General features: G+C 44.2%; 22 protein-coding genes. 2 read left to right on the forward strand and 20 right to left on the reverse strand.

All coding sequences use genetic code 11. The annotated features are described in order from the left end of the window. Window positions 1–2: 2 nt before the first annotated feature. The 20 genes from minD to M1J35_RS18360 form a co-directional block, all read right to left on the reverse strand. Window positions 3–806 carry a septum site-determining protein MinD gene (gene minD, locus M1J35_RS18265; protein WP_079532449.1) on the reverse strand — a complete coding sequence of 268 codons (804 nt, stop codon included), beginning with the start codon at window positions 804–806 and terminating at the stop codon, window positions 3–5. Between the two features lies 1 nt (window position 807). Further along, window positions 808–1,488, reverse strand: a complete 681-nt coding sequence (gene minC, locus M1J35_RS18270; RefSeq protein WP_254651880.1) for a septum site-determining protein MinC — start codon at window positions 1,486–1,488, stop codon at window positions 808–810. Window positions 1,489–1,572: 84 nt separating this feature from the next. Further along, window positions 1,573–2,094 (reverse strand): rod shape-determining protein MreD, encoded by a 522-nt coding sequence (gene mreD / locus M1J35_RS18275; RefSeq protein ID WP_224519428.1) that lies wholly within the window; start codon window positions 2,092–2,094, stop codon window positions 1,573–1,575. Further along, a complete protein-coding gene (mreC, locus tag M1J35_RS18280) occupies window positions 2,091–2,969 on the reverse strand; it encodes a rod shape-determining protein MreC (protein ID WP_254651881.1) in 879 nt (292 codons plus the stop codon). The genes mreD and mreC overlap by 4 nt, the downstream gene beginning before the upstream one ends. A gap of 163 nt (window positions 2,970–3,132) precedes the next feature. Further along, entirely contained in the window at window positions 3,133–4,140 is a 1,008-nt protein-coding gene (locus M1J35_RS18285; RefSeq protein ID WP_079532454.1) for a rod shape-determining protein, read from the reverse strand. A 254-nt stretch (window positions 4,141–4,394) separates the two neighbouring features. After that, a complete protein-coding gene (gene radC, locus M1J35_RS18290) occupies window positions 4,395–5,105 on the reverse strand; it encodes a RadC family protein (protein ID WP_269146685.1) in 711 nt (236 codons plus the stop codon). 28 nt (window positions 5,106–5,133) lie between these two features. Beyond that, window positions 5,134–5,706, reverse strand: coding sequence for a Maf family protein (locus M1J35_RS18295; RefSeq protein WP_224519426.1), 573 nt, complete (start codon window positions 5,704–5,706; stop codon window positions 5,134–5,136). A gap of 175 nt (window positions 5,707–5,881) precedes the next feature. Beyond that, a complete protein-coding gene (locus M1J35_RS18300; protein ID WP_254651882.1) occupies window positions 5,882–6,859 on the reverse strand; it encodes a hypothetical protein in 978 nt (325 codons plus the stop codon). A gap of 100 nt (window positions 6,860–6,959) precedes the next feature. Next, entirely contained in the window at window positions 6,960–7,400 is a 441-nt protein-coding gene (locus M1J35_RS18305; protein ID WP_254651883.1) for a type II secretion system protein, read from the reverse strand. After that, entirely contained in the window at window positions 7,397–8,182 is a 786-nt protein-coding gene (locus M1J35_RS18310) for a hypothetical protein (protein WP_254651884.1), read from the reverse strand. Before M1J35_RS18310 ends, M1J35_RS18305 begins: the two co-directional genes overlap by 4 nt. Further along, complete coding sequence (locus M1J35_RS18315; protein WP_254651885.1) at window positions 8,179–8,796, reverse strand: hypothetical protein; 618 nt, start codon at window positions 8,794–8,796, stop codon at window positions 8,179–8,181. Before M1J35_RS18315 ends, M1J35_RS18310 begins: the two co-directional genes overlap by 4 nt. Next, complete coding sequence (gene pilM, locus M1J35_RS18320) at window positions 8,796–9,758, reverse strand: type IV pilus biogenesis protein PilM (protein ID WP_254651886.1); 963 nt, start codon at window positions 9,756–9,758, stop codon at window positions 8,796–8,798. Before pilM ends, M1J35_RS18315 begins: the two co-directional genes overlap by 1 nt. A gap of 15 nt (window positions 9,759–9,773) precedes the next feature. Next, the gene (locus M1J35_RS18325) at window positions 9,774–10,529 is read right to left on the reverse strand and encodes a prepilin peptidase (RefSeq protein ID WP_254651887.1); all 756 of its coding nucleotides are present in this window, start codon (window positions 10,527–10,529) and stop codon (window positions 9,774–9,776) included. Window positions 10,530–10,545: 16 nt separating this feature from the next. Continuing rightward, window positions 10,546–11,004 (reverse strand): prepilin-type N-terminal cleavage/methylation domain-containing protein, encoded by a 459-nt coding sequence (locus tag M1J35_RS18330; protein ID WP_254651888.1) that lies wholly within the window; start codon window positions 11,002–11,004, stop codon window positions 10,546–10,548. 110 nt (window positions 11,005–11,114) lie between these two features. Further along, window positions 11,115–12,326, reverse strand: coding sequence for a type II secretion system F family protein (locus tag M1J35_RS18335; RefSeq protein WP_254651889.1), 1,212 nt, complete (start codon window positions 12,324–12,326; stop codon window positions 11,115–11,117). After that, window positions 12,327–13,370 carry a type IV pilus twitching motility protein PilT gene (locus M1J35_RS18340; protein ID WP_254653796.1) on the reverse strand — a complete coding sequence of 348 codons (1,044 nt, stop codon included), beginning with the start codon at window positions 13,368–13,370 and terminating at the stop codon, window positions 12,327–12,329. Window positions 13,371–13,379: 9 nt separating this feature from the next. Then, window positions 13,380–15,041, reverse strand: a complete 1,662-nt coding sequence (locus tag M1J35_RS18345) for a GspE/PulE family protein (RefSeq protein WP_254651890.1) — start codon at window positions 15,039–15,041, stop codon at window positions 13,380–13,382. A 21-nt stretch (window positions 15,042–15,062) separates the two neighbouring features. Beyond that, window positions 15,063–16,448, reverse strand: coding sequence for a G5 domain-containing protein (locus M1J35_RS18350; RefSeq protein WP_254651891.1), 1,386 nt, complete (start codon window positions 16,446–16,448; stop codon window positions 15,063–15,065). Window positions 16,449–16,475: 27 nt separating this feature from the next. Next, entirely contained in the window at window positions 16,476–17,210 is a 735-nt protein-coding gene (locus M1J35_RS18355) for a PRC-barrel domain-containing protein (protein WP_254651892.1), read from the reverse strand. 23 nt (window positions 17,211–17,233) lie between these two features. Beyond that, window positions 17,234–18,427, reverse strand: a complete 1,194-nt coding sequence (locus M1J35_RS18360) for a hypothetical protein (RefSeq protein WP_254651893.1) — start codon at window positions 18,425–18,427, stop codon at window positions 17,234–17,236. Window positions 18,428–18,541: 114 nt separating this feature from the next. On the opposite strand from M1J35_RS18360, the gene M1J35_RS18365 reads away from it, so the two are divergent. After that, window positions 18,542–19,060 (forward strand): type IV pilus modification PilV family protein, encoded by a 519-nt coding sequence (locus M1J35_RS18365; protein WP_254651894.1) that lies wholly within the window; start codon window positions 18,542–18,544, stop codon window positions 19,058–19,060. After that, on the forward strand, window positions 19,002–19,589 hold the full coding sequence (locus M1J35_RS18370; RefSeq protein WP_254651895.1) for a PilW family protein: 588 nt from the start codon (window positions 19,002–19,004) through the stop codon (window positions 19,587–19,589). Before M1J35_RS18365 ends, M1J35_RS18370 begins: the two co-directional genes overlap by 59 nt. The last annotated feature ends 4 nt before the right edge of the window (window positions 19,590–19,593 follow it).

Genomic DNA, 19,593 nt, shown 5'->3' on the forward strand with positions numbered 1-19,593 from the left:
CACTAGGCTTTTACACCAAATAACCTTTTAATTTTCATAAAGACGCCCGTTCTCTCTTCTTCCAGGGATTGCAGCGGGACGGATTCACCCAGGATCCGCCTCGCAATATTCCGGTAGGAGATCGACGCTTTACTTGTCGAATCGAGAGCGATCGGCTCTCCTTTATTCGATGATCTGATCACATTGTCATCATCGGCGACGATTCCAAGAAGATCGATGGAAAGATGGGAGGTGATTTCATCCACATCCAGCATCTCACCGTTCTTCATCATATGATTACGGATACGATTGATCACCAATTTCGGAGGTTCGATGTTCTCCTTCTCCAGAAGGCCGATGATCCGGTCCGCATCCCGTACAGCCGATATCTCGGGCGTGGTCACGACAATCGCGCGATCCGCTCCTGCAACGGCGTTCTTATACCCCTGCTCAATTCCTGCAGGGCAGTCAATAATGATATAATCATAGTCTTGCTTTAAGTCCAGTACCAGCTTTTTCATCTGTTCAGGATTGACAGCGGATTTATCACTCGTCTGAGCAGCCGGCAATAAGAATAGTTTGTCTTCGAAACGCTTGTCTTTCACAAGGGCCTGATGGATTTTACATCTGCCCTCCACTACGTCCACTAAATCATAGATGATCCGGTTTTCAAGGCCCATCACCACGTCCAGGTTCCTGAGGCCGATATCCGTATCAATCAGACAAACCTTTTTGCCTTGTAGAGCTAATGCTGTACCAACATTGGCAGAAGTAGTCGTCTTTCCCACTCCACCTTTACCTGAAGTAACAACTATCGCTTCACCCACATTAGCTTCCTCCTTTAAAACTAGTAATATTTGGTCTAAGATGCTTCAAAACCTGCAATCGATCGACAACGATCTGTCCACTTTCATCCACGTACGCACATTCCATCTCGCGGTCATCCTCTTCCTCCACCCGGTCAGGTGCACGATTCAGGGAATCCGCGATCCGAAGCTGGGATGGGACCATTTTTGAAGCCACGATGACCGACTCATCGTTTCCATTGCAGCCGGCATGGGCAATCCCTTTTAATGAACCTAATATGTAAATATTCCCCCCGGCGAGGACCTTCCCCCCGGGATTGACATCTCCCACTACGAGGATATCGCCGGCCACTTCCACGACCTGTCCCGAACGGATGACTCCTGTGAGGGTTTCGATATTTCGTTCATCTATGAGTTTCTCAGCATCATTTTTGGTTATGACATTACTCCATACTTCGTTTACCACTAGATTGCGTTTTTGTCTTACAATATCCTTCAACTCTTCCACCTGATCTTCTTCCAGGTAACGATTGCCTGTTTGGATATTGACCGTCAAGAGAGGGGTTCCTTCTGTTTCCCTGTATTGGGCAGACAGCTTATCGTCCAGCTCTTTTTTTAATTCCTGAAACGAGCATTGATCGTTGAGATGAAGGGTCAGTCCTTCTTTGGTTCCCTTGATCATCACATTTGGCTTCTTATTCATGTCGTAATTTTTCACCTCAGTCGTCTATAAATTCGACATAAGCAGTGTCATTTCCTCTTTATATGAAAAAATTACTAATGGAATTTATTCATCCAACCACTCTTTCCGTTTATTCAGAAGGTAGTTTCTAAATGGAAATGCAAGAATGATATAAAACAGGGCATTCAGGACCAAAGTCGGCCATAAACGCCAGTCCACAAACTGCATGAACGTCAAATCCGTCCTATTGATAATATGGTTGATCTCGTATACCAAAAACTCTAAAACAGAAACATTCACAAGGGTTATGATCCCTAATACAAAGAGGTTATTATGTAACACCTTCATCATCTGATGGGACAGAAAAATGACGAAAGGGAATAACACCAGGTAAATCCCGTTGATTTCAGTGTAATAAATATCAAATAAGAAGCCAAAGATGAAGCCATAAAGAAGTGCGGTCCGGTATTGATAGAACGCACATATAAAGAACAAAACGATGACCAGGAAATGGGGAACGATCATTTTCTGATCGAACCACTCTTCACTGGGGAAAAGATGGACAAATAAGCTTTCACTGTAGAAGAAAAGCAAGGTCATGAAAGGAAGGAGGAGCCTGCTGATCATTGCTCTTCCTCCTCAACCGCGTCCTCATCCGTCACACCTTGGATTTCACGATCGATGACCATGACATGCTCTAAATGATAGAAATCAGCAGCAGGCTTCACATATGCCGTTTGCGTCAGTCCATATTGATCCGGTTTGACTTCCTTCACTTCACCGATGACCAATCCTTTAGGGAACACGCCACCGAGGCCAGAGGTCATCACTTTGGATCCCTTTTCGACCTTCATATCGTTGGAAATCCGCTTCACCAGAATTTCTTCTTTCTTGCTGTCGTATCCTTCAATCCAACCGTTAATATCCTGTTCTTTACTTTGGATGACGGTGGAAATGCGGTTTTTTGTATTATTTGTCGAAATTAATTCGACGGTAGATGAAAATTCATTGACACTTTTAATCTTTCCGATCAATCCGGCTGAAGAGATGACGGCCATATCCGATTGGATCCCGTTCACTTCCCCTTTATCGATGGTGATGAGCTCCTGCCATTGATCCGGATTTCGTGCAATGACGGTTGCCTGAACCGTTTTATAAGCACGGAGATTCTCCTTCTTATCCAGGACCGCCCGTAATTCATCGTTATCCTGCTTCAGGTCTTTCACTTTTGTTTCAAGCTTGATCAGCTCATCCAAACGTGTTTTCAGTTTTTCGTTTTCTGTATATGTATTTTGAAGATCTTGAACGTTATCAACAACTCCGGCTACATAATTGACTGGTTTTGAAACCAACGATTGTCCGAATCCTACCATATCTTTCACAAACTGCTCCGGCCAGCTGATACTATCCCGGTCCCGCAAAGAAAATCCGATTAATCCCACCAGGACAATGACACTGACGAGCAGAATGATCAAACGTTTATTCAGGAAGAATTGTGGCATGATGTACACCTCAACCTTTTCTCATTCTAGTAAATACTATATCAAAAATCGTTTATATTTGATATCATTCGTCAAAATATTCATGGTTCTTCGAAAAAAGATGGGGCCGGCCTTAAGGCTGCCCTTGCATCCTTAAGGAAACGTCCCCTCTTACGATCAATTATTATTTTCCACGTGTTTTAAATAAGTGAATGTGGTCAAGGGCTTTCCCTGTCCCGATTGCCACGCAATCCAGTGGTTCCTCGGCAATGAGCACCGGCATCTTCGTTTCGTCACTGATCACTTTATCAAGATTACGAAGAAGTGCTCCCCCGCCGGTCAGCACGATCCCTCTGTCCATGATGTCTGCTGCAAGTTCCGGCGGCGTCTTCTCAAGCGTACTCTTAACGGCATCCACAATCGTGTAGACGGTATCACGAAGGGCGGATGCAATTTCCTCTGCCGTTACTTCAATCGTTTTCGGCAGTCCTGTCAGAAGGTCGCGCCCGCGGATTTCCATCGCTTCGATGCCTTCTGAATCCCCTGCAGAACCAACTTCCATCTTGATCGTCTCAGAAGTACGGTCCCCGATCATAAGGTTGTACGTTTTGCGGATATAGTTGATGATCGCATCATCCATTTCATCCCCGGCAACGCGGATCGATTGACTTGTCACGATCCCACCCAATGAGATGATCGCCACTTCCGTCGTTCCTCCACCGATATCCACGACCATGCTTCCTGTCGGTTCCCATACCGGGAGATTCGCTCCGATCGCTGCTGCGAAAGGCTCTTCAATCGTGTAAGCGTCCCTTGCCCCAGCTTGTCTCGTCGCATCGATGACCGCTCTTTCTTCCACCCCTGTAATGCCTGAAGGTACACATACCATGACATAAGGCTTTCGTGAAAAAGCTCCCTTATTCCGTGTCGCCTGCTTTATGTAGTACTTCATCATCGTGGCGGTCGTTTCGTAATCAGCGATGACTCCATCTTTCATCGGACGGAGGGCCACGACATTCCCCGGTGTACGGCCGATCATGTTCTTGGCGTCATTCCCCACTGCAACGATCTGCTTATTATCTGTTTGAAGCGCCACAACAGAAGGTTCGCGAACGACAATCCCCTTGCCTTTCACGTACACCAATGTGTTAGCAGTTCCTAAATCAATCCCTAAATCTTTCGTTCCAAACATGAATGGTATCTCCCTTTCTGATACAAATTGGCTGGTTTTTATAAAGGTTTATGTGTTTTCATAGGAGAGTTGTCCAATCACTCTCTACCTCTTAATTTTCGTCACAATAATGCTTCGTTCATGCATAACGAAAAGACTCATTCCCTTGTAGAATGACTCTCTTATTTCAGTAAGCCCGCGTTATATTGAATCACGATATTGTTTGTAAAAATCATAAGCTTTATTATATCGTAACCAGGAAAAAAATCATAGTGTCATAAATACCCTTTTTCCTTTAAGCTGATAAACTTCTTCTCCCCTATTATAAGGTGATCGAGTATATCAATACCAATGATTCGACCGCATTCCACCAATCTTTTTGTCACTTCTATGTCTTCCCTGCTCGGGGTAGGATCCCCGGATGGATGGTTGTGGATGCAAATGATGGAGGCGGCGGAGCGGCGAAAAGCTTCTTTGAAGACTTCCCTGGGATGTACGATGGAGGCATTGAGGCTTCCGATGAAGATGGTTTGCTTGTGGAGTACTTGATTCTTTGTGTTGAGGTATAAGCAGACAAAATGTTCCTGGGCCAAAAACCTCATATCATTCATGACATAATTGGCCCCGTCTTCTGGGGAACGGATCGAATATCTGTCATCGAATGCCAGATTGCTGATGCGCCTGCCGAATTCCACTGCCGCCATGATCTGTACGGCCTTGGCAAGACCGATCCCTTTCGTTTTCGTGATTTCTTCCAGGGACGCATCCTTTAGTAGATTCAATCCATCAAATTGAGTTAAGAGACGGTTGGATAGTTGAAGAACGGACTCGGATTTGGTTCCGGTCCGGAGTAAAATGGCGAGCAGTTCCTGATTGGACAGACTGGCTGCTCCGCTTTGGATCATTCTTTCCCTCGGTCTCTCATCCTGAGGGAAATCCCTGATCATCAGACGGTTTTCTTCCTGATGGGGCATCGTTTTTACCATTGGTTCCTCCTATTCTTACGTGAAGGAGTCATTCTGAAGGAAGATAGCCCATTTCGAGTAGCGCACGATTCACACGTGAGATCGGGAGACCGACAACCGCGAAATAATCTCCCTTGATTTCCTTGACGAATTTCGCACCGATTCCCTGGATCCCATATGAACCCGCTTTGTCAAATGGCTCTTCTGTTGCGATATAGTCATCGATCTCTTTAGAGGTCAACTCCCAAAACGTAACATCCGTTTTTTCATAAAAGAGTTTCTCCTCCTCTCCATGGACGATCGCGACACCCGTATAAACCTCATGGGAAGAACCGGAAAGCATCTGAATCATATCCTTCGCTTCCTCTTTCGATTCCGGTTTCCCGAGGATCTTACCGTCTTTTGTCACAACGGTGTCAGAGCCGATCACATAGTGAGAAGGGTGTCGGTTCGATATTACCCTGGCTTTTTTCCTTGCGAGAAACATGACGACTTCATGAGGCAATAAATCAGGAGAAAAGGTTTCATCCACACTGGAGGCCATAATGGAAAAAGAGAGTTGGATTTGTTCGAGAAGTTCTTTTCGTCGGGGGGATTGTGAAGCAAGTATGAGGTTGGACACACCATACCATTCCTTTCAGAGTGCAAATTGGGAGATACAAGAATATACTACCAAATCCACCCTGACTAAACAAGTAAAAATAGAGCTGCCTCAGTACGCGACAATGGAAGAATCCCATGTACTTAGACAGCTCACAGATCATTATTTCCTAGAAAATAGTCTAATTCAGTCGAAATTATAACCCGCTATATAGCTGAAGATAAGATAATAGTCCTTCTTGAGCTTTTTGTGCATCTTCTGGGGATTTCATTGCCGCTGCCAGATTCCCTGCATCCATCAATGATTTCTTCATGGAGGCGATGGAATCCTGACCGACTTTGAGCCCTTCCAATTCCTTCACTCCGGATTGAATCGTTTTGATCGTTGCCTCATCCGCAGTCCCCCCGGTCATTCCACTGCTGCTGGCCTGGGCTATAGCGCTGAATAGGGCATTCCCTTTTTCAAGGAACGTTTTTTCTTCTTTTGACGCATTGATCCCTTTGGATCCAATCACAAAATCCTTTGCGTAAACGTCCACCCCTTGATCCTTCAGTTTCCCGCCAAGGGTTTTGGCCGTTTCCAGGTCACCCGAAACTCCGAGCAATAAAAAGAACTGGCCGTCTTTCTCCACAGATGCACCAGGAAGACCTTTTGCCTCTAAACTATCCTTCATGGCCTTCATCGCTTCCTCTGTCGAAAACACACCGCCCTGTAGGATGGAGGTAGAAAAATCCTTTAATTCGACAGCAGAAACCGCCTGCTGGTCGCCTGTTTTCCCTGCTGATGTATTTTCCTGCAGCGTTGCGGCCGGTGTAGCCGGGCCATCCGTCGTCGTGATCACCTTAAGGGTCCCGAAACCAAGGACCGCCCCGACAACGATCGCCCCAATCAAAGACATGACCAAGTTGACCGAATCCTGAAACGGGTTAATAAACGATTTTTTCTTCTTCTTACTTCCAGACACATAGTGGATCTTTTTATATTCCTGTGGAGGCTCGGCTTCTTCATCGGGAAGGATCCAATCAAATCCGTCATCCTTCGCCTCTTCCCCGGCAGCCGTTTCCGATTCCCCCAACTTCCAATCGTACACAAGGAGATCTTCATCGAACTTCGTTTTTTCCCCATTGATTTTAATAGAAATCTTTTTGTCGTTTTTCCCACGATCGCCCATCATCGCCACCCTCCTTCATCTATTTTTTTCCATGCTATCACATCCCCCAAAAAAAAGAACAAGACTTTTGTCGTCTTGTCCTAATAGGTTTTCGTCAAATTTTTTAGTTTTTCTTCAGGGATTCAATCGATAGAGAAGAAAAGGGGATTTCCTCTCTATCACCCTCATCATTTGTACAAAGATTGTACTCCTCCCCCATTAAACAAATGGATAATACATTCTCACCATCAGCCAGCACATAGGAGTCATCATCCGGTGTCATGACTGTTTTGGAATGGGGATCAAGGATCGGTTCGATCAGGTTGGCGTCTACCAGTTCTTTATAGGTGACCTTATTGATTTGGCGCTCCTGAAGCATGGCGTCTTTCGCATAGTACTCGGCAGAGCTCTTCATTGTAAGGGCATTTGCCACAAATGCCTGCTGTTTGGATTTTTCGATGATCGTATTGATCGCCAACACGGCGATCACGGCGATGATTCCGAGGATGACAATCACGGCCAGTAATTCGACAAGGGTGTAGCCTCTCTCATTTTCAGTCATCATTCATCAGACCTTACATTGTTATCTTGTTCTTCTGACTTTTGTTCAGGGAACTCCTGAAAAGGATTCTTTTTGTTTGAAGGAAGAGGAGCATCCAGTTTAGGCAGTTCCTTCTCAAGTTCCACTAAACCAGGCAAATAAAAGGCGGATACCACAATATTCAATTGAATATTCTCTACATCATCCTGATATTGCTGTATCTCCGGTGGCCCGCTGAAAGAAATCTGTTCAACCTCTACGATGCGGTGCAGCTCTTCCAGTTTCTTGATGAATTCTTCTATTTCGAAATAGCTCTTGGCTTCAACAGACATGGTGGCAGTCAATTTTTGCAGGCCCTGCGGGAGGGACACGACCGATCCATCCGGATTGGTTGAAGGTGTCCCATCATTCGTCGACTCGGCTGTCTCTTCGATGGCAGTCCCGGTTGTTTCCCCGGTTACAGGCAGCGCCATCGCTCCTTCAGTAAATTCTATGCTCGTAATAAGACTATCCGAGACGATTTCCGCCTTTTGAAGGTCTATAAGCAGCTGCTGCGTCATGGGTTTCACCGGAACTTTTTGTTGAAGGGAACTCGAGTTTTCAAATGAATCCTGTTGGATGGAAGAAATTTTCGAATCCAAAGCATTGATTAGCTTCGTTTCCGTTTGAATTTCACTTTGCAGGCTTTCTTTTTGATTCTTCACCGGTATGTAGAAAAACCAAACAGCTCCAAAGATAAGAAATAATACTAATATGATGGAGGTTCCAATCAGAAACCATTCTTTTTTATCGAATTGTAGATTCATTCCGAATCGCCCCCTTGCTCATCGGCTTCTGCTTCGATTTCTTTGATGCTGTCTCTATTTAATATGACTTCATATTGGCCGATGTACCTTGGCAGGACGGGTTCGGTATTAACAGCCGCCTGTACATTCTCCATGACGGATTCAGTGGCAAGGGATGATAGTTTTGCATCCTGAATGTACTTGGAATCTTTCAGATGAGTTAAATAATAGGCTGCTTCACTGCTTGTATCGAATTGAATCGAGAGTTGGATACTCCCATCTTCAGCATAAGTGAATTCCTTTAAGAATCCACGTTCCGGAAGCAATTCCACGAGATGATCCAGGACCGGTACAGTATCGATCGGATAGTCTTCCACCCAGCTCACTGCATCCTCCAGTTGTACCCATGCATCAGAGGATTCAAAGTCAGAGATGCTCTGTTCTTTTTCAGCCCTAAGCTGCTTTTCACTTTGAAGTTGAGCAGTCAGGGCGTCAACGTCTTTACCGAGATTCCCGGCAAGGATGAATAGAATGATCAGAGCAAGAATGCCAAGTGATATAATCCCAGTGACCACATACAGCCACTGCCGGCTTCTCTTTTCGTTATGAGGTAATAGATTGATATCGACGAGCACTATATCACCCCTTTTAATCCTAAACCAACGGAGAGCAGGAACTCATTCGGTAGTTCTTCGTTGGTGTAGGCGTCCCGTGCTAGAGAAGGCACCTTGATAGTGTCAATCTCAAACCTGTCTGCCAAAAGGGTATGGATGTCCCCGACCATGGGGTGATCACCGGCTACATATACCTTATTGATCACAGCTTCATCGTTTGTCAGCGTGTAGCGATAAAAGCTGAGCACTTTGTCTATCTCTTTCATCACATCATCAAATGGGAGGGAATGAAATTCATCATGAACACTTCCCTCATCCACCACTTCCCGTTCCTCCCCTAAACTGATAGGTCTGAAAAAGACGGGCTGGTGATCATGGAAGATGGATACGGTCACATTGGAAGGATTAAAGTAAAGAAGCATTTCATGGCTTTCACTATGTGTAAGGTCCAAAGAATGGATGTAACGGTAGTAGGCAAGTGGACTGATATCCGCTACAACGGGCTTTAAGTGGGCAGCGGTCAGCATCTGTTGATATTCCATCACAATGTCTTCCGGTGCGGCAACCAGGATGATTTCTTTCTTGTCCCCTTTACTCCCAACCACCACTACGTCAAAAACCGGATTTTCAAAAGGTAGATGGATACTTGTCCCGATTTCAAGGAATAAGTGACTCTTTACTTCATCGTCCTCAATATCAGAGGAAATCGCCATCTTCCTGATGATCATCTGTGTGTTCGGGACGATGAATTGAACTTCCCTCTTTTTCAGGCCCCAATCCAGGACACACTCATCCAAAAGGGCTTGAAACGCCTCTTTTTCAATGATTTTGCCATCGGAAATGATCCCGTTTGCTATACGCATCTCTCCATAATCATGGATATGTAAAGGAGAAACTGATTTCAATTCAACAAAACGAATCCATTGATCACTGATGACGATATTGATTTTATTTTTATTCTTATTGAAGAGACGTGATAACATCTTGAATAACCCCTTTTAGCTATATAAAGAAAAATACCAATACAGGATTGGCTGATGAAAGAAGTATGCGACGAGTGTGCCCAATACGATATACGGACCGAACGCGATGGGCTGTCCTTTTTTGAAAACACCTAGAATCAGGCCGGCAATGCCTGCCAAAGCCCCCAAAAGCGTGGCGAGGAAAAAGGAAAACAGCATCACCTTGACTCCCACGACAAAGCCGATGACAGCGAATAATTTAATATCGCCGCCTCCCATTCCCCCTTTGCTGATGATGGCAATCAGGAGAAGCAGGCAAAAGCCTGTCAATGCACCCGCTATGCTGTCCCACCAGGGATTCAACGGGATGAATATACGTTCGATGATAAACAGTCCCGAAAAAAACAGCAGCACTTTATCAGGGATGACCATATATTTCAGGTCACTGACGGTAATGATCATGAACAGGGAAACAAGGGTTAGAGCGACAATCAGCTCCGGCTGTAAGCCTATTAACGTATAAGAAAGTAAGAATAGTAGTCCTGTGGATAATTCCATTAGCGGATAAAGAGGAGAAATGCGCCCTTTACACTGAGCGCATTTTCCTCCTTGTATAATATATGAAACTACCGGGATCAGTTCCCTGGCCGTCAACACGTGCCGGCAGTAAGGACAGGCTGATCTCGGTTTGACGATTGATTTTTTGAGCGGTATCCGCAGGCCGACTACGTTGTAGAAGGAGCCTAGGAGGAGACCGTAAGAAAAAGTTATTAATGTACTAAAATACTCCATAATAATTTCTCTATCTTCATTCAGGGTTTAAGACTACATCATCTCTAGTGATAGCAGCTGGATCACCATTCAAATGTTGACCGTCATCCCCATTTAGTAGAGTAACAGTATAACTATAATTTCCAGTATCAGGATCCCTAGTTACAGTTACAAGACTGTTATCCAATTGATATTCATCATCGGATGGATTTTCAAATTCTTCTAAATACCCGTTGGCTATTAAAGTACCAAGAGAAATAGTGTCACTATCTCCCCCTGAAAAATCTAATTCATTAGCAGTAACAGCCAACCTAGCCCCACTTACCATCTGCTGAGCATTCGCAATATGAGCATCTGCACGAGAATTATTAATCAATCCACCTATACTAGGAATCGCAATCGCAGCAATAATCCCTAAAATAACAACAACCGCAAGTAACTCGATAAGCGTCAATCCACGCTCATTTTTCAATCTTTGACCGATTTTCTTTAACATGGTAATTCCTCCTGTTTAATGATCTTTTTGCAAAAACTAGTAATCTAGTACTAGTATACATCAACCAATCGACAAAAAAATCAACTTTTTTGTAAAATTATAGGTATTTTCTAATAGTTCTGAACGCTGTTGAAGATTTCGAACATCGGGACGAGGATGGAAGTCACGATGGTTCCGACTAAACCTGCCAGCATGACGATCATGAGTGGCTCGATCAATGACTTTAGTCGGTCCGTTGCGCTTTCCACTTCCTTTTCATAGAAGTCCGCAACCTTTGCAAGCATCGAGTCCAGGGAACCCGTTTCTTCCCCGATGGCAATCATTTGCGTCACAAGTGGAGGAAAAGCCCAATGGCGCTTCATCGGGTCCGTCAAGGATGTCCCTTTCTCCAATGATCTCCTTGATTCGCCGATCACCCGCGCCACCACTTCATTTTCCACCACTTTTTCCACGATGGCCAACGCCTGTAAGATGGGGACGGAGCTGGAAAATAAGGAGCTTAACGTTCTCGTCATTCTCGCAAGGACCGCTTTCTGCAGCATTTTTCCGAAGATTGGAATCCTTAGGACGGCATAGTCTAAATAATATTTGGAGCGCTTGTCATTCCTTAACATGGCCAAGGTGATCGCAATGCATACAAAGAACAAAATGATGATGTACCAGAACTTTTGCATGAAGTCGCTTGATGCAATGACAAACTGTGTGATGGCCGGCAGTTCGCCGCCAAAATCGTTCAACATATTCACAAAAGTAGGTACGACGGCAGCGAGGAGGAAAATCACGACACCGATGGCGATGACGCCGACAACCATCGGGTATGCAAGAGCCGATATGATCTTCTGTTTCGTGATATGCTGCTTTTCATAATGGGTGGCAAGCCCTTCCAACGTCTCATCCAGGCTCCCTGACGCTTCCCCCGCCTTCAGCATATTGATCAAGAGCGGTTCGAAAATTTTCTTATGCCGGGAAAAGGCTTCCGACAAAGGATTCCCGTCCCTGAGTTCATCCTCGATTTCCTTTAAGGCTTTGCCGAGTGCCTTGCTCTCTGTCTGCTCGGACAGAATATGAGTGGCATCCACGACCGTGACGCCAGCTTGCAGCAGGGTGGCAAACTGTCTCAGAAAAATGACAAGATGCTGTAATTTAACCGGATTGCCGATCGTGATGTCTTTCGTCATAAGCGTTTCCGGCATCTCCAGGATGTCTATGACCCTTACTTCCTGCTTTTTCAACTGAATGAGTGCATCTTTTTTCGATGAAGCCGTGACAATCCCTGATTTCTTCCCTTTTTGGTCCCTGCCTGTGTACTTATACCGTCCCATCTACTGAGGAATCTCCTCTCTGCTGTAAGGAAACGCCATTTCCTTTGATATGATGCCACCTTCATACAGTTTCATCACACTGTCGCTCATGATGTGCATGCCTGAACTTTTAGACGTCTGCATGACATTTTGAATCTGGTGGACCTTTTCAGAACGGATCAGATTGGCGATCGCCGCATTATTCATCAGGAGTTCCGTCGCTGCCCTTCTCCCCTTTTTATCCACTGTGGCAAATAGCCTTTGGGAAAGGATCCCGACAAGGACCGAGGCTAACTGAACGCGGATTTGTGACTGCTGCTCCGGAGGGAAGACGTCTACGATCCGCTCGATCGTGGCAGGCGCACTGGATGTGTGTAGGGTCGCAAGTACAAGGTGACCGGTCTCAGCTGCCGTGATGGCCGTATGGATGGTCTCCAAGTCACGCATCTCTCCTACAAGAATGATATCCGGATCCTGCCTCAGGGCACTTCGCAGTCCTTTTGAGAACGACCTTGTATCAAACCCCACTTCCCGCTGATCAATGATCGATGCACCGTGTTTGTGCAGGTACTCGATTGGATCTTCCAGGGTGATGATGTGCTTCCTCATCTTCCGGTTCATATAATCGACGATGGAAGCGAGTGTGGTAGACTTCCCGCTTCCCGTTGGCCCTGTTACGAGGAACAGTCCCTGAGGTTTTTCGGCAATGGCCTTCAATGCATGTGGAAGAAACAGATCTTCCATTGTTGGGATGGAAGTTGGAATCACACGTATAGCCAAGGATACACATGATCGCTGCTTAAATGCATTCACCCTGAATCTTGACACGCCGGGAATCCCATAGGAAAAATCCAGCTCACCCACTTCTTCAAAAGCAGGATACATTGTCTCTGAAATGATGGCTTTTGCCATTAACTCTGTATGATCGGGCAACAGGTTCTCTTTCCCGTATCTTTTTAAATCCCCGTGTATGCGGAAGATAGGCGGGGAACCCACGGTCAAATGGATATCCGACGCCCCCAGCTCGAAAGCGGATTTAAGAAGATAATCAACTTTTTCTTTCAATTCATTCACCTACTCTGATATGGCTACTCGTAATACTTCCTCGGTCGTAGTCAATCCCTGTTTTACTTTCAGCAAACCGTCATCCACGAGGAAAATGGTTTTATTTCGGACAGCATGCTCCCTTAGCTTCGAAAATGGTTCATTGTTCAGGATGACCTTCTTCATTTCATCATTCATGACGAGGACCTCATGAATGGCAATCCGCCCTTTGTATCCGGTCATATTACAAGATGAGCACCCCCGCCCCCTTGTGATGGTCTCGATCTTCATTCCTCTTTTGGCGAATATCTCCACTTCCCGTTTGGTCGCCGGCATTTCCTGCTTACAGTCGCGGCACACCTTCCTGATCAACCGTTGAGCCACGACCCCGCTCAGTGAAGAAGCGACTAAAAACGGCTCGACACCCATATCCAACAGTCTCGTAACTGTACTGATGGAGTCGTTGGTATGGATGGTGCTCAGGACAAGATGACCGGTCAGGGAAGCACGGATGGACACTTCAACCGTTTCCCGATCCCGGATTTCCCCGACCATGATGATGTTGGGGTCTTGACGCAAAATGGCCCTAAGTCCCTTTGCAAAGGTCAATCCGACATTTTGATTCACACCGATCTGGTTGATTCCTTCCAGCTGATACTCAACGGGATCTTCGATTGTAATGATGTTCACTTCTTCACTATTCAAGTGGTTCAATGCTGCATACAAAGTGGAAGACTTTCCTGAACCGGTTGGTCCCGTTATAAGGACAATCCCTGTCGGCTGCTGGATCATTTTCATGAACCTCTGCTGATTCACCTTGTTGAACCCCAGTTTTGCCAGATCATTCAGGCTGGAACCTAAATCCAGGATCCTGAGGACAATTTTTTCACCATACACCGTCGGTAACGTCGATACTCGCAGATCGATAGGATGAAAGTCGATGTTCACCTTGATCCGACCGTCCTGTGGCACCCTGAACTCGGTAATATCGAGATTCGCCATGATTTTAATCCTGGCAATCAACATGCTTTGCATATGCTTCGGAAGATTTCTTTCGGTTCTTAAGATCCCATCCACCCTGTAACGGATGGCCACTTTCGTTTCCTGCGGGTCGATATGTATGTCACTGGCTTTTTGGGTGACGGCATTCGAAAGGATCCCGTTCACTAAGCGAACAATGGGAGAATCGGAATCCACCACCGTCTCTTCTTCCACGTTATTTTGATTCCGATTTTCTTGAAAGAGATCTTCAAATCCATCTTCCAGGTCATAGAATTTATTGATGACTTTCAGGATATCATCCTTCGTCGCAATCGCTGTCTCGATCTGAAAGCCAGTAGCCAGACGGAGATCTTCTATGGCATAAAAATCCAAAGGGTCACTCATGGCGACAAAAAGCTTATCCCCTTCTTTCTTAAGTGGGATCATCAAGTTCCTTTTCGCAGATTCTTTAGGGATGAGGTGGAATAAGTTCGTTTCAAAGGGATACCGGTATAAGCTGACATGGGGGATCCCCAATTGGAATTCCAGTACTTCTATCAGCTGCTGCTCCGTAATATATCCTCTTTGAAGCAGTGCATCCCCTAACTTCTGACCCTTGGCCTTATCTTTCAGGGTATCTTGCAACTGGGATTCGGATATGATCCCTGCATCTACCAGCAGGTCTCCGAGCCTTTTTCTAATGGTGGTCACCTTATCACCCGCTTTTAAACCTTATTTAAAATCCTTTTTCTTTTGTTTTGTTTTTTCTTCAGACGATGTTTTTGAAGAATCTTGTTTGAAAGAGTCCTCACCTTCCTGCTTAGTAGGAGTGTTCGACATATCCTCTTCACTCTGGGAAGATGGGTCTGCCACTTCAGCATCATTCGAACCTTCCTGAGTTGTTCCTTCCCCGTCTACCTCATCCGCCCCATTCGTTACATTGTCATATGTTTCACTCGGTGATTCCTGTACTTCCTGCAACGGATATACCGCAACTTTATTCTGCGGTGCATAAAAATCTTCATTGATCAGTTCTTCTGAAAGGATTTCTCCAGAAGTGCTCAGTTTTTGTTTGTAGACGCGGATCAAAACCCCGTCTTTCCCTTCTTGCTGAATATCGACGCTTCCTTTTTCAACAAAAGGGCTGAATTGTTTAATCACACGGGGAGGAAATGTTTCCTTTTCAGACAATCGGACATTATAAGTGCTTGAAAAGGGAAATCCCTCGAGCTGTGCCTTGAGTCGATTCTCTTGAATGGAAAGCTTCAACTCATACTCCGTTGCGTTCGGATTCGTGATGACAAAGTCCTGGTTATTCATAGGATTAAATTTTGCTTCAAAGCCCAGGGTCGCATAATCCGGAAGCTCTTTGCTTATATTTCGTTCAATGATGGAAAAGTTGGAATGCAACGTAATCTGATAGAGTAATGATGCAACCGGACTTAAGTCAGCCTGTGATTCAACGACAAATCCTTCCGTTTCCAGGAAGTCCGAAAACGAAAACTGAGAATTGGGTGCAATGAGAATGGAGGGAAAGTTGTCTATGAAGCTCTTGATCGTCGGTGTAATGTTCAATTCATTGGATACAGCTTCAAATAAAATCTGTGTCGATGCATTTTTATCAATATAATCGTACACGCCAATGGTCTCACCTTTGTTGAGATTTCCAGCTAAAGATAGGACATACTCCTTTAAAGAAGCCACGTTTATGTCATCACGGCTAAAGTCAGGGAAATGATCGGTTAGAAATGATTCCAAGGCTTGATCATCCAAGGAAACCACTAAACTCGTATTTTCATTGTCATCGAGTTTTTCTATACTTTCTTCCAAGTGGAATTGAAAGAGTGCTGAATCGATCCTTGCACTCTCCCCATTGAATTCAAGCATAATGTTTTGATTCCCTTTCCACTCTACTATTTTCCCTTCCAGTATCTTTACTGCTTCTTCTTTGTTTGCTCCACCTAAATTAACAGATGCAACAGCTGCATGTTTCGATAGACTGAGTGACTGAACAAAGAACGATTCATAAGCATACACGCCTAAATGAGAAAATCCATATAGAAAAAATGTAGAAAAGAATAAAACGGCCATCAACTTTACAAGCAGACCTTTTTTCACATCAGGCGCTCCTTCCTGCTAAAATTCCTACTTAATATTCATTGTTAAATCAACAAATACTGAAGGACCCGCTTCTTGAGCGGCTTTAATGTCAGATTCTGATAAAGAAGAACCTTTGGCAATCAACAAATCCCCTTCTAAATTATAAATATCTTCCGTCACGCTTTTACCCGCCAATAATTCTGTCTGCTTCGATTTGATTGTTTCCAGACCATGCTGTTGAGGTAAGGCTTCGACCTTTTCTTCAAACACAGGTTCAGGATCGCTCAGTTGATCGAATGAATCTTTAAAATATTCAACAGCATCTTCATTCACGATGAGGATATCTTTCCCGAAAGTGAGTACATGTTCTGTTGCAAGGAAATAAGTATTGTCCTTCGATTGTAACTCCAATGAAACGATGGCCCCTGTTTCATCATCCACATAGAATTCCTGGATATTACCGATCATCTGTCCTTTACGGGTCATGACACGGGTATCATTGATCTTAATCTTCTTATTCACCAACTGATTTGCGATAGGGATTTCATTTAAATCTATTACCGCATTCTCGTTTTCGACGGTCACAGCATATTCCCCGATTCCGACTACCTTTTTAAAAGGGATCGCTTTCACACTCACCTGCCAATCTTCATGTTCAATGGTCAAGAAATCGACTGAGCCTTTCTCAGGATTTATAACAAGGGATTTCACTCTCCCTATTTCACTTCCATCGTTAATACTGATAATCGGTAAAGCTTTCATTTCTGCACTTTTCTTCATGTCATCTCACCTATTCCATCAATTTAGTTTCGTGTCATTTCCCACGCGTATTCCTTTGTATGATCCAAATCCATTATGATATAAGGGTACTCCCTGAATCTCTCTTCGATCCCCTTAATGAACATATCCAAATCTTCATATTGCTTCGTTGAAATGTAATGATCCATTAATATCCTTGCAAATGTATAGTAATCCTGATCGTGTAAACTTGGATGTAAATAATGCTTTATCATATTTTCCATCTGGTCAACGGTTAACAGACTCCGGGAAAGTGTGATCTGTTCAATCATGGTCTTCATTACTTCTCTCATGATTCTGCTGCGCTTTGGAAGTTCGTCTATAAAGGCGTCATCTTCTGCACCATGATGATCGATCAACTCGTCTTCCCCATCGATGGAATCTTCAAGAACTGCCTCTTCCCCTGCACTAACAGGCTCCTCTATCTCTTCAACAACCGGTTCACCACTTTCATCGATTATTTTAGCTAATTCCCCCATGTATACCTCTGTTTCTTCCGTTTCCTCTACTGCGATTTCTTCCGGGTCATTGATCATGCTTTCAATCTCACTCAAATCACCCTCAAACAACTCGAAGTCCTCTTCGGTCACATCAGGTTCTTCATTCAATTCGTTTGCATTTTCTATAAACCATTCACTCTCGTCTTCCTGAACCTGTGTTGAGGCTGTTTCTTGAACAACATGTACGGGCATTACCTCTTCATGTTCCTGTAAAGGCTCGATGTCTTCAAAGGTATCCAGCGTTTCTTTTCCATGCACCATATTCTCTTGATTATGATCCTCAGACTCTATTTCATTAACAGACTCTTCAACCAAAGCGATTTCTTCCACATCTTTCACTTCAGAAACTTCATTTGATGCTTCTTTGTCACTATGTAAGTCAGACTTGAATTCAAATTCAACATTTGCAGGAGTTTCGTGCCATTGTTCTTCTTTCACATCCTGGTCATGACCTGCAGCCACTACCAATAGCCCGCTAAAACGCTGTTCCATGACGTATGAGAGGATGGCCAGCAAAGCAAGTAACATCAGACCAATTAACCACATCGGGTATTGGGCAGATGCGACTAACCCCAGAAGCGTCAACCCAAATGATACGCCTGCGATCAATAGTTTCCCCTTATGGGAGATCCCGATTGGAATGAAATATAAAATAGGCAACAGTAGAATAAGTGCCAGTAACGAAAATAGGTAAATCATCTTACATTCAGTTCCTCCCTATGATATATTTCTTATAAATTAGACTTTTTTTAACAAGTTTCGACTATTAAATATTGTATAATAAAGTTAGGTAGATTGAAAGCAGGTGTTGGGGTGAAACGCACAAAAATAGTAAAAAATAATAGAGGCTTCACGTTGATTGAATTGCTTGTTTCCATTACCATACTGGGAATCGTCCTGCTGTCATTTATGAATTTCTTCCTTCAATCCAGTACATATACAAATGCCAATCAAAAGAAGACGGTAGGAGTCAATGTAGCCAGGAATGTCCTCATGTTCATGGAAAAGCAGAACTTTCTCGAAGTCAGGGACTTTTTTCATGATGTGAATATAGGTGATAAGTCCCCTGATACTGAATACCTCACTCTACTCATTTGCGAAGAGAAATATACACTGTTCTCTGAATCTGAAATACATAACACCTGTCCCGGCAAACAACAGATTACGATTAATGGATTAGAATATGAAGCAACCATCTTTTCCGATGAAGTATCCTCTCCAGAAGAAATGGATTACTATATTCCAATTACAGTTAAAGTGAGGTGGAATATGAATGATAAGGCTTACAGCACGAGTGTTGATGGAAAAGTTAAAAGTGAAGATATTCGATAATAAAGGGATCACGTTGATTGAATTGTTGATCACCCTAGCTATATCGGCTATTCTTTTGCCCGTTACATATGGTGCCTTGATCACTGGATATAAAGTCTATGAAAAAGTATCGATAGATGCCCAGCTCCGTGAAGATGCTGATTATGTCTCTTCCATGGTGATGAAACATTTATATTCCTACCCCTTTGACAGCGTCGAAGAATGTACCCCTGAGCAAACAGGTTGCATTAAATTCGTAAATAACACTGAAAAAAGTGTATCTTCCTACTCCGGAAAATCCTTCTATGAGGTGAGAGATGAAGACGTTTCACATGATGAACAGACATTGGAGCTGATAACCATTGACGGGAAAGCGCAATGGAGCTTCGACGGTGAGATACTGGCTACTACATCCGACTTTTCAGGATCCACGGTTTCGACGAGCTGTACGTCTGATCCATGTAAGGATGCGATGATTCAGATGACATTTAATGTGACTCATCCACAGTTCAATAAAACACTTCAATTAGAGAGTCGCTTCGGCTTCTAGAGGG

It is taken from the genome of Rossellomorea sp. KS-H15a (assembly GCF_024195245.1).
In the GTDB taxonomy this organism is placed as follows: Bacteria; Bacillota; Bacilli; order Bacillales; family Bacillaceae_B; genus Rossellomorea; species Rossellomorea vietnamensis.

Coding starts and splice junctions, on each gene's coding strand:
- minC (WP_254651880.1), bottom strand. CDS start 1,488: ATGAATAAGAAGCCAAATGTGATGATCAAGGGAACCAAAGAAGGACTG.
- mreD (WP_224519428.1), bottom strand. CDS start 2,094: ATGATCAGCAGGCTCCTCCTTCCTTTCATGACCTTGCTTTTCTTCTAC.
- mreC (WP_254651881.1), bottom strand. CDS start 2,969: ATGCCACAATTCTTCCTGAATAAACGTTTGATCATTCTGCTCGTCAGT.
- M1J35_RS18285 (WP_079532454.1), bottom strand. CDS start 4,140: ATGTTTGGAACGAAAGATTTAGGGATTGATTTAGGAACTGCTAACACA.
- radC (WP_269146685.1), bottom strand. CDS start 5,105: ATGGTAAAAACGATGCCCCATCAGGAAGAAAACCGTCTGATGATCAGG.
- M1J35_RS18300 (WP_254651882.1), bottom strand. CDS start 6,859: ATGATGGGCGATCGTGGGAAAAACGACAAAAAGATTTCTATTAAAATC.
- M1J35_RS18305 (WP_254651883.1), bottom strand. CDS start 7,400: ATGATGACTGAAAATGAGAGAGGCTACACCCTTGTCGAATTACTGGCC.
- M1J35_RS18310 (WP_254651884.1), bottom strand. CDS start 8,182: ATGAATCTACAATTCGATAAAAAAGAATGGTTTCTGATTGGAACCTCC.
- pilM (WP_254651886.1), bottom strand. CDS start 9,758: ATGTTATCACGTCTCTTCAATAAGAATAAAAATAAAATCAATATCGTC.
- M1J35_RS18325 (WP_254651887.1), bottom strand. CDS start 10,529: ATGGAGTATTTTAGTACATTAATAACTTTTTCTTACGGTCTCCTCCTA.
- M1J35_RS18330 (WP_254651888.1), bottom strand. CDS start 11,004: ATGTTAAAGAAAATCGGTCAAAGATTGAAAAATGAGCGTGGATTGACG.
- M1J35_RS18335 (WP_254651889.1), bottom strand. CDS start 12,326: ATGGGACGGTATAAGTACACAGGCAGGGACCAAAAAGGGAAGAAATCA.
- M1J35_RS18355 (WP_254651892.1), bottom strand. CDS start 17,210: ATGAAGAAAAGTGCAGAAATGAAAGCTTTACCGATTATCAGTATTAAC.
- M1J35_RS18360 (WP_254651893.1), bottom strand. CDS start 18,427: ATGATTTACCTATTTTCGTTACTGGCACTTATTCTACTGTTGCCTATT.
- M1J35_RS18370 (WP_254651895.1), top strand. CDS start 19,002: ATGATAAGGCTTACAGCACGAGTGTTGATGGAAAAGTTAAAAGTGAAG.